13 protein-coding genes are annotated in these 14,118 nt (G+C 71.1%); 6 read left to right on the forward strand and 7 right to left on the reverse strand.

The window, feature by feature from the left end:
- The first annotated feature begins 2 nt into the window (after positions 1-2).
- Together ABGB16_RS16935 and rfbC are read left to right on the forward strand one after the other, a co-directional pair.
- Complete coding sequence (locus ABGB16_RS16935) at positions 3-1,238, forward strand: class I SAM-dependent methyltransferase (protein ID WP_347669022.1); 1,236 nt, start codon at positions 3-5, stop codon at positions 1,236-1,238.
- The gene (rfbC, locus tag ABGB16_RS16940; protein WP_347669023.1) at positions 1,235-1,876 is read left to right on the forward strand and encodes a dTDP-4-dehydrorhamnose 3,5-epimerase; all 642 of its coding nucleotides are present in this window, start codon (positions 1,235-1,237) and stop codon (positions 1,874-1,876) included. The genes ABGB16_RS16935 and rfbC overlap by 4 nt, the downstream gene beginning before the upstream one ends.
- A gap of 66 nt (positions 1,877-1,942) precedes the next feature.
- Here rfbC and ABGB16_RS16945 read toward each other — a convergent pair whose 3' ends face one another.
- Genes ABGB16_RS16945 through ABGB16_RS16960 form a run of 4 tightly spaced genes read right to left on the reverse strand, consistent with a single transcriptional unit; the run spans position 1,943 to position 6,923 of the window.
- Positions 1,943-3,439, reverse strand: coding sequence for an FAD-dependent monooxygenase (locus tag ABGB16_RS16945; RefSeq protein ID WP_347669024.1), 1,497 nt, complete (start codon positions 3,437-3,439; stop codon positions 1,943-1,945).
- A gap of 20 nt (positions 3,440-3,459) precedes the next feature.
- Positions 3,460-4,485, reverse strand: coding sequence for a class I SAM-dependent methyltransferase (locus ABGB16_RS16950; RefSeq protein WP_347669025.1), 1,026 nt, complete (start codon positions 4,483-4,485; stop codon positions 3,460-3,462).
- A gap of 37 nt (positions 4,486-4,522) precedes the next feature.
- On the reverse strand, positions 4,523-5,626 hold the full coding sequence (locus ABGB16_RS16955; protein WP_347669026.1) for a Gfo/Idh/MocA family oxidoreductase: 1,104 nt from the start codon (positions 5,624-5,626) through the stop codon (positions 4,523-4,525).
- Positions 5,627-5,636: 10 nt separating this feature from the next.
- Complete coding sequence (locus ABGB16_RS16960) at positions 5,637-6,923, reverse strand: DUF6365 family protein (protein WP_347669027.1); 1,287 nt, start codon at positions 6,921-6,923, stop codon at positions 5,637-5,639.
- 164 nt (positions 6,924-7,087) lie between these two features.
- Here ABGB16_RS16960 and ABGB16_RS16965 point away from each other — a divergent pair, with 164 nt between their 5' ends.
- From ABGB16_RS16965 to rfbA, 4 genes are all read left to right on the forward strand, one after another.
- The gene (locus tag ABGB16_RS16965; RefSeq protein ID WP_347669028.1) at positions 7,088-8,116 is read left to right on the forward strand and encodes a beta-ketoacyl-ACP synthase III; all 1,029 of its coding nucleotides are present in this window, start codon (positions 7,088-7,090) and stop codon (positions 8,114-8,116) included.
- 48 nt (positions 8,117-8,164) lie between these two features.
- The gene (locus tag ABGB16_RS16970) at positions 8,165-8,419 is read left to right on the forward strand and encodes an acyl carrier protein (protein ID WP_347669029.1); all 255 of its coding nucleotides are present in this window, start codon (positions 8,165-8,167) and stop codon (positions 8,417-8,419) included.
- A 63-nt stretch (positions 8,420-8,482) separates the two neighbouring features.
- Positions 8,483-9,322, forward strand: coding sequence for an enoyl-ACP reductase FabI (gene fabI, locus ABGB16_RS16975; RefSeq protein WP_347669030.1), 840 nt, complete (start codon positions 8,483-8,485; stop codon positions 9,320-9,322).
- Between the two features lie 57 nt (positions 9,323-9,379).
- Complete coding sequence (gene rfbA / locus ABGB16_RS16980; protein ID WP_347669031.1) at positions 9,380-10,288, forward strand: glucose-1-phosphate thymidylyltransferase RfbA; 909 nt, start codon at positions 9,380-9,382, stop codon at positions 10,286-10,288.
- 79 nt (positions 10,289-10,367) lie between these two features.
- Here rfbA and ABGB16_RS16985 read toward each other — a convergent pair whose 3' ends face one another.
- From ABGB16_RS16985 to ABGB16_RS16995, 3 genes are read right to left on the reverse strand one after another with little or no spacing between them, the layout of a single operon-like run.
- Positions 10,368-11,720, reverse strand: a complete 1,353-nt coding sequence (locus ABGB16_RS16985; RefSeq protein WP_347669032.1) for an acetyl-CoA carboxylase biotin carboxylase subunit — start codon at positions 11,718-11,720, stop codon at positions 10,368-10,370.
- Position 11,721: 1 nt separating this feature from the next.
- Positions 11,722-12,297 carry a biotin/lipoyl-containing protein gene (locus ABGB16_RS16990; protein ID WP_347669033.1) on the reverse strand — a complete coding sequence of 192 codons (576 nt, stop codon included), beginning with the start codon at positions 12,295-12,297 and terminating at the stop codon, positions 11,722-11,724.
- Positions 12,294-13,988, reverse strand: a complete 1,695-nt coding sequence (locus tag ABGB16_RS16995) for an acetyl-CoA carboxylase carboxyltransferase subunit alpha (RefSeq protein WP_347669064.1) — start codon at positions 13,986-13,988, stop codon at positions 12,294-12,296. Before ABGB16_RS16995 ends, ABGB16_RS16990 begins: the two co-directional genes overlap by 4 nt.
- Between the last annotated feature and the right edge of the window lie 130 nt (positions 13,989-14,118).

Raw genomic sequence — 14,118 nt, forward strand, 5'->3', positions numbered from 1 at the left:
CCATGACTGTCAGGACGGGATGGGCCGACCAGCCGCTCGCCGCGGATGTCGCGACGGACGCCGTCAAACGGCTGCTGGCGGCCACGTCGACCCGCGACAACGACGTCAGCCGGGTGATCGACGCTCTCGGCGCCGAGCTGACCGCGCGCGTGCTCCTGGACGAGATCGTGTTCCGTGCCGAGCTGGACGACCTCGCCTCGCCGGCCGGCGAAACGGCCTCCGTCATCCTGGACCTGGCACACCGCGGCAATCTCCTACGCGCGTTGATCACCGTCCGACCGAAGGGCACCGAGGTGTACGGCGAGGTGGCGCGGTACGCGCCGGCGGCCGACGAATTGCCGGCGCCGGTCGTGCGGCAGGAACTCAGCGAGGTCGCCGTGGCCCTGTTCGGGCCCGCCGAACTCACGTCGGCGGCAACCCGCACGATCCAGTGGCCCGGGCACGAGGTCGTCGTGCCGTCACCGGAACGGCTGGCCCTGCCGGCGATCTTCTATGCGACGGTACAGCGGATCGTCCGCGCCCTGGATCGCCGGGACCCCGTCGACCTCACCGAGCTCGCAGTCCGCTGCGGCACGGACAAGTGGGGGGCGTTGCACCAGTACCCGCGGCACTACCAGCGTCACTTCGGCCCTCTCCGGGACCGCCGGCTGACAATCCTCGAGATCGGCATCGGCGGTTACCACGACCCCGAGCAGGGGGGTGCCTCACTGCGCATGTGGCGGCACTACTTCCCGCGGGCGGTGATCTACGGGTTGGACATCGTCGACAAACGACCGCTCGACGCGCCGCGAGTGGTCACGGTTCGCGGCGACCAGTCCAAGACGGAGCAGTTGGAGGAGTTCGCCCGACGTCACGGCCCGTTCGACATTGTCATCGACGACGGCAGCCACGTCAGCCGTGACGTTCTCATCAGCTTCCGGGCGCTCTTCCCGCACCTGCGCCCCGAGGGGCTGTACGTGATCGAGGACCTGCACACCTCGTACTGGCCGGAGGTGTTCCACGGCAACGACGAAAACCTCGACGACCCGCGGTACACGGTGGGATTCCTGAAGACGCTCGTCGACGGCCTGCACCACGAGGAGCTGCTGCGTCCCGAGGCGCGCGAGCCCCTGCCTACCGACACGCAGATCACCGGGCTGCACCTGTACCACAACCTCGTCGTGATCGAGAAGGGTCGCAACACCGAAGGCAGCCCGGTGGCGGATCTGCTCAGGGAGGAACGGGCGGCCCAGCAGTGACCGGCTTCCCGCCCACCCGCCCACCGGGTGGCCTGCTCATCGCGGGCGCGGCGGTCTACACCCCCCATCTGTTCGGCGATGACCGCGGCACGTTCCTCGAGTGGTTCCGCGCGGACTGGCTCGCCCAGCAAACCGGGCACCGGATGGACGTGAGTCAGGCCAACTGCGTGGTGACCAAAAAGGGGGCGATCCGCGGCGTCCATCTCATGTCCACCCCTCCCGGTCAGGCGAAGTACGTGACGTGCGTCGACGGTGCGGTGCTCGACGTGATCGTGGACGTACGGGTCGGCTCACCGACCTTCGGCCACTGGGAGGCGGTGGTCCTCGACGACCGGGAACGCCGGGGCGTGTACCTGGCCGAGGGACTCGGACACGCCCTGATGGGCCTCACCGACTCCAGCGCGGTGGTGTACCTGTGCTCGACCCGGTACGGCCAGGCGCCGGAGATCGCGGTCGATCCACTCGACCCGGACCTCGGCATCGGCTGGCCCTCCGACGTCGAGCCGATCCTGTCCGCCAAAGATGCCGGAGCGCCCTCGCTGCGGGAAGCCCGCCGAGCCCGGCTGCTCCCGCGCTACGACGAGTGCCTTCGGCACTACGAGGACATGCGCGCGACTCGCCTCGCGTCGAGCGGCTGACCCGGCCGCCCTCGGGGCCACGGCGGCGGTGGCCGGATTCCGGCCCCCGCCGCCGTGGTGCGGTGCTCAGGCGGCACCGAACCACCGGGCCAGCGCCTGCCGCAACCCTCGCGGGTCCGCCGGTGCGGCCGACACGGCCCAGGCGACGTACCCGTCGGGTCGGACCAGCAGGCCGGCGGCGGGGGCGTCGTCGCAGTCGGCCCGCACGACGCGAACTCGCTCCGACCATGGGGAGGCGACATCCGCGACGCCCGCGGTGAAGTCGAGCAGGACGCCCGCACCGCTGTGCAGCAGCGACACCAGGCTCGTGCCCCCGTCGGAGGTCTTCACCGCGACGTTGCGCGCGAACGAGCCGGTCAGCGGATGGGCGTCCTCGTCGCCGAAGTCGTACCGGGCGCCTGCTCCGCTCGCCAACTCCGCCAGGTAACGGTTCACGTCCGGGAACTCCAGGAGCTTGCCGAACAGGGATCGCAGTGCGGTGACGTTGCGGTGCGGGTCGAGCAGCGCGAGCTGGGTCCGGCTGTAGTCCAACACCGCCTCGGCCGCCGGCCGCCGCTCGGTGCCATAGGTGTCGAGCAGTTCGCCCGGGGCCCAGCCCCGCAGTGCGCCGGCCAGTTTCCAGCCGAGGTTCGCCGCGTCCTGCAGGCCCAAATTCAGCCCGAGACCGCCGTACGGGAAGTGCACGTGGGCGGCGTCGCCGGCCAGGAAAACCCGACCGTCCCGGTAGCGACTCGCCAGCCGGGTGGCGTCGCCGAACCGGGTCATCAGGGTCGGATCGACGATGTCCAGGTCCCGCCCGAGGATGCGACGTACCGCGCCCCGGAACTCGTCGAACGTCACCGGCGCGTCCCGGTCGGGGTGCGGCCGGCCGAACTCGGTGGTGACGATCCTGACCACGCCGTTGGGGCGGGGATTGATGTTGACGGTCCCGACCTCGGTACGGGTGATGCCGCGCCGCTCCTGTCCCATCGACGGCAGAACGCAGTCGCACAGCATGCCGCCGACACTGGCGTCCGTACCCTCGAAGGAGATGCCCGTGGCCTTGCGGACCGTGCTCCGCCCGCCGTCGCAGCCGACGAGGTAGGCGCCGCGGACCAGCCGCATGCCGTCTGGCGTGGCGACCTGCACCGTCACCGTGTCCGCCTCCTGGCGCACGCCGACGACCTCGTGCTGGTACGCGACGACGACGCCCAACTCCCGCGCTCTGGCCTCCAGCACCTCCTCCACCCGGGTCTGCGGGACGTTGAGCAAATACGGATGGTCCGCGTCGATACGGTCGAGTTGCAGCAGCGGCCACATGCCCGCGAACGGCATCTTCGGCCAGGGCGCCTTCGGATGCAGCAGCGGCACGAGCAGCCCTCGACGGTCGAGCGTCTCGGCCGTGCGGGCGTGCAGCCCCCAGGCCCGCGCGTCGGTCGGCCGCCGGTCGGCGCGCTCAAGCACCACCACGCCGACCCCGGCCAGGCCCAACTCGCTGGCGAGCATGAGGCCCACCGGCCCGCCGCCCGCGATCACCACCTCGGCGGTGAGCATCTCGTCGGTGGTGCCGGTCTGCTTGGTCATGCCGTATCCCTTCTCGATGGTCATGCCCGGTGACCGGCGATGTAGCGCAGCGGCAGCCCCGGCCTGTCGTGCGTCTCCAGCCCGGTGAGACCGGCGCCGGCGAGCATGTTGCGGTAGACGGTCGTCGAGTGCAGCTCGCCCGTGGACGTCCAGGCCAGCATGAGCAGGTTGAGCATCGCGGCGTGGAACTCGCGCTCCGGCGGCTGGTCCCCGGTGGTGAAGCTGACGATGACCAACCGTCCGCCGGGCCGCAGCCGGGCCGCAAGCCGGCGGACGAGTTCGGCGCAGCGACGGGCGGAGAACTGGAAGAGGAAGTTGCCCAAGAGGATCACGTCGTACTGGGCGTCCGGCAGCACGTCGAACGCGTTCCCGGGCAGGTACCGAACCCGGTCGGCGACGCCGAGCTGGTCCGCGTACGTCTCGGCCACGGCGAGCACCTCCGGCCAGTCGAGACACGTCACGGTGGCACGCGGGTCGCCCTTGGCGAGGGTGAAGCCGAGCAGGCCGTGCCCGCAACCGATGTCGAGGACGTCGAGGGACTCGCGGCTCGCGGCCCACGGAAGGATCTGCTCGGCGACGAACTCGGCGCTCGGCCGGACGGCGAAGGTGAGATGGGTGGCGAAGTCGACCCAGTACGGGTAGCCGGGGGACTCGGCGTCGGTCTCGAGCAGGGTCCCGCCGTGGCGCACGGCCCCGGCGAGGTCGCGCATGGTGTCCCACTCCGCGTCGCCGGCGGCGACCTGGATGATGCCGCCGCAGTACTGGGGGCTTGTGCTGACCAACAGCTCCTCGGCGCCGTCGACGAGGCTGAACTGTTCTCCCTCCGCCCTGAGCAGCCCGGCCGCGGCCAGCGCACGCAGCAGCATCCGGGTCCCCCGGGGGTTCGTGCGCAGCATCGCGGCCACGTCGTCGGGGTCGGCCGGCCCCTTCGCCAGGCTGTCGAAGACCTTCAGCTCGAGCGCGGCCCGCAGCAGGTACGTCGACTTGTACGCCGTCATCATGCTGAGCAACCGCTCGCGGCTGACCGGTACGACGGTCTCGGGCATTGCAACCTCCGTGTCTGGATCGATGAGAGCCGACCTGCTACCGCTGCGGCGGAGGGCAGGCGAGCCGACCGCCACCGGCGCGGGCCGAACGGGCGGCGGCGTCGAGGACCAACTGGCCCCGGTGACCGTCCGAGATCGTGGGGTGTCCGGTGCCGGTGCCCCGGAACACCGCGACCATGTCCGCGGCCTGCCGGGCCGAGCCAAAGCTGTGCACCAGCATCAGCTCCTCGAAGGAACCCGGAGTCACCTCGCCGGCCTCGACACCGTCCGCGGAAATCACGACCGGCTCACGACCGGCGCGGGTGAGGACGACCTCGGTCGGACGATCCGAGGTGAAGGTGACCGCGCCCGCGCTGCCGATGACGTCGAGCTCGTGGTGGAAGCGCCGGTAGGGGCTCGGCGGCAGGACGCGGCTGAGCACGAGGGAGGCGGAGACACCGGTCTCGAGCAGCAGGTCGACGGTGCAGTCGTCCCAGTTGCGGACCGGCCGCGGGATCCCGTCGCCGTCCGGCCGCTCCGCCACGACGGTGACTGCGGTGGCAGCGACCGACGCGATCTCCCCGCCCAGCCACCGGACGATGTCCACCGCGTGCGGGCCGAGGTCGCTGAGCACCCCGTAGGCATACTCGGCGTCGTCGTAACGCCAGGTCCACGGCGCACCGGGATCCCCCGAGAGCGCAGCCCTGGTGACGTAGCGCAGGTGACGGACCTCGCCGATCTCGCCCTCGGCGAGTATCCGGCGCAGGGTCGCCACGGCGGGGTGCCAGCGTTGCGTGAAACCGACCACCGTCCGTACGTTCCGGCAGGCGTGTACCATCCGCTCGGTTTCCCCGCCGTCACGAGCCAGGGGCTTCTCGCAGAAGATGTCGAGGCCGCGATCGGCCGCGGCGGTGACCGCCGCCAGGTGACTCGACGGCGGCGACGCGATGACGAGCGCGTCGAGGTCGACGGAGTCGAGCATGGTCTCCAGGTCGGCGAAGGACCGCGGTATCCCGCTCGCCGCAGCGGCCGTGGCCGCCCTGGCGGCATCCCTGCCGCACAACGCGGCGACCTCCACGCCGACCATGTCCCGTAGCGGGGGCAGTAGGTAGCGCTGCGCCCACCAGCCGTGTCCGTGACAACCGATCCGCAGCGTCTTCATGGCATCTCCTTCACAGGGTCGCTCCGGACAGTCCGGCCCGCCGCGCAGCCGCCGTGAACACCTCGGGGGTCGGTGGCAGCGCGTCGACCGAGGCGAGGTAGCGGGCGCGGCCGGCCGCCAGCGCGTCGCGGGTGGCTGGTTCGTACAGCACCCCCTCGATGCCGCGCACCACCGCTTCCTCGTCGAGCAGCTCGTACTGCGCGATGGCCTCGAGGTAGGCGTTGTCCTTCAGCAGGGCGGACATGAACGTGTACAAGCCCTTGGGCCACATGCGGAAGGGCTGGATCGGCACCGTGCCGGTCAACCATTCCCGCGTCCGTGCGCTCAGGCCCCCCAGCTCGCTGTCGACGGCCGCGACGGCCGACGCGTCCGGCACGTGGAACCGGTTGGTCAGGAGGACGGCCGGAACGTCCATCAGCATCGCCCGTAGCATCGTGGTGCCGTTGGCGGTCAGCGACAGCACCGCGTCCGCGGACACCATCAGCGCGTGATAGCGCTCCGGCGGGCACAGCGGCAGAACATGCACCTGCTCGGCCGGCAGGGCGCGGAACGCCGGCGGGACGTAGCCGACGAAGAGGAAGTGCGTCGTGGCCGGAAGCCGGCCCAGGTACCCGGCCAGCAGGCCGGGTACGCGCTGCGCGACCCGGCGGATCATCTCCGTCGTGCCGGGGTCGTCCGGGCCCGGCTGCTGCCACGACGACACCGGGATCATCATCAGCCGATCCTGCGGGCCGAGCCCCAGCTCGGAGCGGACGCGGGTACGTTCGGCCGCTGTCAACCGGCGTTCCGGCGTCAGCAGGCGGTAGGGGAAGCCCCGGCCGGTCGTCCCGCTGCCGAGATGGCACACCGGGACGGGACGCAACTGCGCCGGCATGGCGAGGATGCGCCGGCTCACCTCACGCTCGTACTCGCGGCCCAGGACGTCGAAGCGGAACGAAGTGTCCTCCCACTCCCAGATGTCGATCGGCAGCACCGGTTTCTGGTAGACGTCGATGAACCAGGGGTCGACGTCGAACCTTCGGACGAGGGTTCCCCAGTAGTTGAGGTAGTCGGCGAGCACGATCGTGTCCGGCCTCGTCTCGCGGACCACGGCGTCGACGACGGCTCGCACGTCCCGAGTTTCGCCGGGCTCCATCACGGTGTAGGAGTAGCCGTGGTGGCGGACCAGTGCCTCCGCCGTACGCGAGATGACGTAGTGACAGTCGGCGCCGGCCGCGCGCAGCTGGTCGGTGAGCCCTACCCCGATGAGCGTGTCCCCGTATGCCACCGTGGACAATGCGAAGCTGAGGATCTTCATAGCCGCCCCTGTCGCGCCGGATGGAAGCCACCGCCGCCACGTCTCGGCCGGGTGGCACGGCATCCAAGGGTCGTCGCGGGCGCTCAAGGAATGCTCGATCGGCACCGCGAGGGCTCGAGGTACCGTCGAGCAGCGCTTTAGGCGGCCCGCGCACGCTCGGCCCCATGCGACCCACAGAGCGAGCCGGTACCGACGCCCGGGCGGCGGTCGTGTGCGGTCTCGGCGCCTGGTTGCCGCCGACCGTCGTGACCAACGACGACCTCGCCCGCCGCCTGGACACCTCCGACGAGTGGATACGTACCCGTACCGGTATCCGTGCCCGGCACGTGGCCTCTCCCGGGATGCCGACCTCTCACCTGGCCGCGGAGGCGGGTGCCCGGGCCCTGGAATCGGCCGGGGTCCACGACGTCGACATGGTGGTGCTGGCCACCACCACCCCCGACCGGCCGTGCCCGGCGACCGCCCCGGTGGTCGCGACGCGGCTCGGGCTCACCGGGCGCCCGGCGTTCGACGTGTCGGCGGTGTGCACCGGGTTCCTCTACGCCCTCGCCACGGGCGCCGGCATGATCACATCCGGAGCCGTCGAGACGGTCCTCGTCGTCGGCTCCGAGGTGTACAGCACCATCCTCGACCCCGCGGACCGTTCCAGTTCCGTGATCTTCGGCGACGGTGCCGGCGCGGTGGTCCTACGCGCCGGTCACAGGAGCGAGGACGGCGCCGTCGGGCGCAGCGAGCTCGGCAGCGACGGCTCGCTGGCCGACCTCATCACCGTCCGGGCGGGGGGCTCCGAGCAACGCTCGTCCGGTGCGCCCGCCCTCCCCGCGGACCGCTACTTCTCGATGTGGGGAAAGGAGGTCTTCGCCCACGCCGTCACCCGCATGGCTGAGGCGACCCGGGCGGCGTTGGCGGGCGCCGGCTGGCACGCGGCCGACCTGGACCGGTTGATCGGCCACCAGGCAAACGTCCGCATCCTGCACGCCCTGGGCGAGTACCTGGACATCCCCCGGGAACGCCTCGTGATCCATCTCGACCAGATCGGCAACACGGCGGCGGCGTCGATCCCGCTCGCCCTTGCCTACGCGCAGTCGACGGGCGAACTGGCACCCGGAGCACGGGTGGCGCTCACCGCCTTCGGCGGCGGCGCGACCTGGGGCGCGACCACGCTCACGTGGCCCGCGCTCAAAACCGTGTGAGACCGGCTCCGACGCCGGTCGAACGACCAGAACAGGAGAAGCCAGGACATGACCGATGTGACGCCGCCCACCTTCGAACAGTTGGCCGCGATCGTGGAGGACAAGCTGGGCCTCCCGCCTCGGCGGATCCAGCCGGACACCGTGCTGAGCGAAGTGGACATCGACTCGTTGTCGCTCATCGAGGTCTCGCTGGCTCTTGAGAAGCAGTACGGGGTGCACCTGGAGACCGAGGACGTCGACACCGCGATCACCGCCCGCGACCTGCACGATCTCGTACTGTCCGCGTCCACCGCCCGGCCCTGACCTGACTTGCTGGGTCCGGGCGGCACACCGGCGCCCGGGCACCCGCGCAGAGAGGTGAAGGACATGACTGCCCGGCACCGGCCCCACCCGGCCAGCGACGCCGTCACGCCCGCCGCACCGGAGCGCCGGCGCGGCACCGGGCTGCTCGACGGCAAACGGTTGTTGATCACCGGCGTGCTGACGGAGTCGTCCATCGCGTATCACGTCGCCCGGATAGCCCAGAACGAGGGCGCGCGGATCGTCCTGACGTCGTTCGGCCGGGCGATGCCGATCACCAGGGCGATGGCGGAGCGACTGCCCCAGCCGCCGCCGGTTCTGCCGCTCGACGTCACCGACACCGGCGACCTGACGGCTCTGGCCGGCCGGGTACGCAAGGAACTCGGTGCGCTCGACGGTATCGTGCACTCGATCGCCTTCGCGCCGCAGAACGCCCTGGGCGGCGCCTTCCTGGAGACGCCCTGGACGGATGTCGCGACCGCGCTGCAGGTCTCGGCATACTCGTTCAAGGCGCTCGTGAGCGCGTGCCTGCCGCTCCTCGGTCCGGGCGCATCCGTCGTCGGTCTCGACTTCGACGCCGCCCTCGCCTGGCCCGGCTACGACTGGATGGGCGTGTCCAAGGCGGCCCTGGAGTCCGTGACCCGTTACCTTGCGCTGTACTTGGGTGACCGGTCCATCCGGGTCAACCTGGTGGCGGCCGGGCTGATCAAGACTCTCGCCGCCCGGTCGATTCCAGGGTCCGCGCGGCTGGAGGAGATCTGGCGCACCCGGCCGCCGATCGCGTGGGACGTCAAGGATCCGGTTCCCGCCGCCCAGGCGTGCGCGGTCCTGCTCTCCGACTGGCTGCCTTCCACCACCGGCGAGATCCTGCACGTCGACGGCGGCCTGCACGCTGTCATGACCTGAGCGGCGTCGGTGACGGGCGAGCCTCGTCGCCAGCGCCGCTTTCTCGGAGGGAGTCCCGTGAAGGGAATCATTCTCGCCGGCGGGCACGGGACCCGGTTGCATCCCATCACCCTCGGCGTCTCGAAACAGCTCCTGCCCGTCTACGACAAGCCGATGATCTACTATCCGCTGTCGGTGCTCATGCTCGCCGGCATCCGCGACATCCTCCTCGTCTCGGCACCCTCGGACCTGCCGCAGTTCCACCGGCTCCTCGGCGACGGGTCGCAGTTGGGACTGAGACTGACCTACGCGGAGCAGCCGGAGCCGCGTGGGCTCGCCGAAGCCTTCATCATCGGGGCGGAGCACATCGGTGACGACCATGTCGCGCTGGTGCTGGGAGACAACATCTTCCACGGCTCCGCCTTCTCGGAGGTGCTGCGGCGTACGGCGAAGTCCGTCAACGGGTGCGTGCTGTTCGGATACCCCGTGAAGGACCCGGAACGCTACGGCGTCGCCGAGGTGGACGCCAGCGGCCGGCTGCTCTCCCTGGAGGAGAAGCCCCTCATCCCCCGTTCCGACCGCGCGGTGACCGGCCTGTACTTCTACGACAACGAGGTCGTCTCGATCGCCCGACGGCTGCGGCCGTCGGCGCGGGGGGAACTCGAGATCACCGACGTCAACCTCGACTACCTCGGGCGCGGCAAGGCTTCCCTCGTGGACCTGGGCCGCGGAACAGCATGGCTGGACACGGGAACGTACGACTCGCTGATGGAAGCGGCGAAGTACATCGAGATCCTCGAGAACCGTCAGGGCATTCGCATCGCCTGCGTGGAGGAGGTGGCGCTGCGGATGGGATACATCGACGTCGACGCGTGCCATCGGCTGGGCGAGGCGATGCGGAAGTCCGCCTACGGCCGGTACGTGATGGAGGTGGCGGACCTGGCTCGCGCCCGCCTGGTCGGTGAGATCGCCCGAGTGCGGGGCTGACCAGCCATCCGTCCGGCAACGCGGGTGCCGAGCTCAGTATGACCGGCTCGGCACCCGCGTTGTGGCGACCCGCGGGACCTCAGCCCCCCGTGGCCAGGATCCGGTCCGTCAGCGTGGTGTCGTGCTCGGCGGCCCGGAACCGGGGGTCGTTGAGGGCGGTACGCACGAAGTCGATGCTGGTGCGCACTCCCGGGCCGGCGATCCGGAACTCGTCGAGCGCACGGACCATCCGCGCCATGGCCTGGGGCCGGTCCGGCGCCCACACCACGGCCTTGGCCAACAGCGAGTCGTAGTTGGGCGGCACGCGGTAACCGGGATATCCGTGGGTGTCCACCCGGATGAACGGTCCGGCGGGCGGTTCGAAGACCTCCAGCAGCCCCGGAGCCGGCACGAACCCACGCGAGGCGTCCTCGGCGTTCACCCGGCACTCGATCGCCGCGCCGCGGATGACCACGTCGGACTGCCCGATCGTCAGTGGCTCGCCGGCGGCGACCAGCAGCTGCTGACGGACGAGGTCGATGCCGGTGACCATCTCGGTGACCGGGTGCTCGACCTGGATCCGGCAGTTGACCTCCATCAGGTAGAAGTCCTCGCCGTCAACGAGGAACTCGAAGGTGCCCACCCCGACGTAGCCGACGGAGAGGGCGCCCGTCACGGCGGCCCCGGCCATCCGCGCCGCCAGGCTTTCGGACAGACCGGGCGCGGGAGCCTCCTCGATCAGCTTCTGGTGGCGGCGCTGCACCGAGCAGTCACGGTCGCCGAGATGCACGGCGTTGCCGTGGCGGTCGCAGAGCACCTGGACCTCCACGTGCCGGGCAGACTCCAGGTAGCGCTCGAGGTACACCCGACCGTCCCCGAACACCGCCTGCGCCGTGGCCCGTACCTCCTGGTAGGCGCGGGCGAACTCGGCCGCGCGGCGGACCACGCGCATGCCGCGTCCGCCGCCGCCGGCCACGGCCTTGATGATGACGGGGTACCCGATGCCGGCCGCGATCTCCTGTGCCGTGGACAGGTGCTCGACCGGCTCGGGGCTGCCCGGCAGCACCGGTAGGCCGGCGCGCGCCATCAGGCTCCGCGCCAGCGCCTTGTCGCCCAGCCGCGACATCACCGAGGGCGGCGGGCCGATGAACGTCATCCCGTTGGCCGCGCAGATCTCCGCGAAGTCGGGATCTTCGGAGAGGAATCCGTATCCGGGATGGATCGCCTGCGCTCCGGTGATCCGCGCCGCCTCGATCACGGCAGGTATGTTGAGGTAACTGCGCTTCAACGGCGACGGTCCGAGGTGGACCGCCCGGTCGGCCTGGCGGACCACGGCCGACTCCCGGTCCGGCGTGGCGTAGACGGCCACCGTGCGGATGCCCATCTCCCGGCAGGTGCGAGCCACCCGGACGGCGATCTCGCCGCGGTTGGCGATCAGAACGGTGTCGAACATGTCAGCTCCGATCGCCTCTGGTCGCTGCGGTAGCACGGGGCGCTATGGCCATCAGCTGCTCGCCATACTCGACACCGGTCGAGTCGCCGACGACCACACGCATTACCTCGCCGTCGATGTCGGCCTCGACCGGCAGCATCATCTTCATGGCCTCCAGGATGGCGATCTGCTGGCCGGCGACGACGGCGTCGCCCTCGCGTACGAAGGGCTCGGCGCCGGGTTCGGGAGCCCGGTAGAACGTGCCGACCATCGGCGCGCAGACGTAGTGCAGCGGGGTCTTCCCGACGGCATCGGCCGCCTGCGCGGCGGCGATTCCACCGGCCGCGACCGCCCCGGTCACGGCAGCGGCCGTGCTGGCGGACTCCTGGGCGTACCGCTGCGCGTCATCCAGGACGGCGGGATCGCTCCATTCCATCTCGACGCGCGCCGCGCCGCTCTCCAACCGCAGCCGCCGCAGCGATGCGGGAGCGGCCGAGATGAGGCGCTCAGCGGTCCGGGCGACCGCCTCGACGGCCGCCTCGGCGCCGCTGGCGTCCGCCAGCTCGACAGGTGCGCTCGTGCTCGTCTGCTCGCTCACCGGTTGGCTCCTTCCACGATCACAATCTCCTGCGTCGGTGCGCCGAGGCGCCGGAAACGGCTCCGGCGTCGCGCGATCAACTGGTCCGGCCGCAGGGGCTGCAGGTCTTCGAGGGCGGCGGCGAACGCCGCGCGCAGGGCGGCGGCGGCCGCGAGCGGGTCCGCCTGTGCCCCGCCCTCAGGCTCCGGAACGACACCGTCCACGATGCCGGCGCGCAGCAGGTCCGACGCCCGCAGGCCGAGGGCCGACGCCGCCCTGGGCGCGGCCGCCGGGTCGTCCCAGAGGATGGCCGCGCAGCCTTCCGGGCTGATGACCGAGTAGACCGCGCCGGACAGCATCAGCACCTGGTTCGCCACCGCGAGGGCGAGCGCGCCGCCGCTGCCACCCTCACCGGTGACGGCGGCCACAATCGGTACCGGCAGAGCCGCCATCAGCCGCAGCGCCTCGGCGATGGCGACCGCCTGGCCGCCGGCTTCCGCCTCGACACCGGGGTAGGCACCGGGGGTGTCGATGAGGGTGAGGACGGGCACGCCCACCTTGGCGGCAAGCCGCATCAGCCGGACGGCTTTGCGGTATCCGGCTGGTGTTGCCATCCCGAAGTTCCTGGCGATCAGGTCGGCGGGCTGGTGTCCCTTCTGGTGACCGATGACGACCACCGGCTGCCCGTCGAAGCGGCCGATGCCGCCGACGATCGCCGGACAGTCCCCACCGGAGCGGTCGCCGCGCAACTCCTGGAAGCCGTCGATCAGGTACCCGATGTAGTCGAGCGTCGTAGGCCGCGCCGTGTCCCGGGCGCGCTGCACGGTCGCCCACGGCTCCTCGTCGGTCAGCCGGTCCGGGTCGTGGATCACGGGCACGGCCCCGGACGCGCGACGGTGCGGCACCACTGGCGCGGCGAAGGCGAGCAGACGGGCCAGCGCGGGACGCAGGGCCGCCCGCGGTACGACGTCGTCGACGAGCCCGTTCGCCAGCAACGACTCCGCCTCTTGGAATCCGCTCGGCAGCGACTGCCGGATGGTCTGCCGAATGACCCGGGGCCCCGCGAAGCCGAGACGGGCCCGGGGCTCGGCGATGATCACATCGCACAGCGTGGCGAAGGACGCCGCCACGCCACCGTAGGTCGGGTCGGTGACCAACGAGACGGTGAGGATCCCCTCCTCATCCAGTCGGCCCAACGCCTGGCTGGTCTTCGCCATCTGCATGAGGGAGAGAGCGCCTTCCTGCATCCGCGCGCCGCCGGAGGCGGTCACGAGAAGCAGGGGCGTGCGGTCGGCCAGCGCGGTCTCGGCGGCCAGGGTGATCATCTCACCCACTGCGGCGCCGAGGCTGCCGCCCAGGAACCGGAAGTCCATCACGGCCGCGACGACCGGGTGCCCGTCGATACGGCCGCGCAGACAGAGGACGCCTTCGTCCAGTCCGGTGCTCAGGCGAGCGCTGTACAGCCGGTCGGTGTACGGACGGGTGTCGACGAACCGCAGGTGGTCCTCGGAGTCGACGGCGAACGACAGGGGTTCCACCGAGCCGGGGTCGAGCAGTTGGCGCACCCTCTCCGGCGCGGTCAGCCTGGCATGGTACTGGCACTCCGGGCAGACCAGCAGGTTTCGCTCCAGCCGCCTTGTGTAGACGAGTGCCCGGCAGCGGGGACACGCGGTCCATTCCGGCGCTGTCGCTGCCTGGACGGACGCCGGCATCGTCGCGGTCACCGTTCTCCTCCCCCGCGGAGGCACCGCGCGGCGCGGCGCGCGGGCTGGGCCGGCCGGCACGATGGGTCCGGCCATGTCGGCTGCCTGTTCATGTCGTCCCCTGCTGTTACCGCTGGCA

The sequence above is a fragment of the Micromonospora sp. B11E3 genome (assembly GCF_039871625.1).
Lineage (GTDB): Bacteria > Actinomycetota > Actinomycetes > Mycobacteriales > Micromonosporaceae > Micromonospora.

Coding starts and splice junctions, on each gene's coding strand:
- ABGB16_RS16935 (WP_347669022.1), top strand. CDS start 3: ATGACTGTCAGGACGGGATGGGCCGACCAGCCGCTCGCCGCGGATGTC.
- ABGB16_RS16945 (WP_347669024.1), bottom strand. CDS start 3,439: ATGACCAAGCAGACCGGCACCACCGACGAGATGCTCACCGCCGAGGTG.
- ABGB16_RS16950 (WP_347669025.1), bottom strand. CDS start 4,485: ATGCCCGAGACCGTCGTACCGGTCAGCCGCGAGCGGTTGCTCAGCATG.
- ABGB16_RS16955 (WP_347669026.1), bottom strand. CDS start 5,626: ATGAAGACGCTGCGGATCGGTTGTCACGGACACGGCTGGTGGGCGCAG.
- ABGB16_RS16960 (WP_347669027.1), bottom strand. CDS start 6,923: ATGAAGATCCTCAGCTTCGCATTGTCCACGGTGGCATACGGGGACACG.
- ABGB16_RS16965 (WP_347669028.1), top strand. CDS start 7,088: ATGCGACCCACAGAGCGAGCCGGTACCGACGCCCGGGCGGCGGTCGTG.
- ABGB16_RS16970 (WP_347669029.1), top strand. CDS start 8,165: ATGACCGATGTGACGCCGCCCACCTTCGAACAGTTGGCCGCGATCGTG.
- fabI (WP_347669030.1), top strand. CDS start 8,483: ATGACTGCCCGGCACCGGCCCCACCCGGCCAGCGACGCCGTCACGCCC.
- ABGB16_RS16985 (WP_347669032.1), bottom strand. CDS start 11,720: ATGTTCGACACCGTTCTGATCGCCAACCGCGGCGAGATCGCCGTCCGG.
- ABGB16_RS16995 (WP_347669064.1), bottom strand. CDS start 13,988: ATGCCGGCGTCCGTCCAGGCAGCGACAGCGCCGGAATGGACCGCGTGT.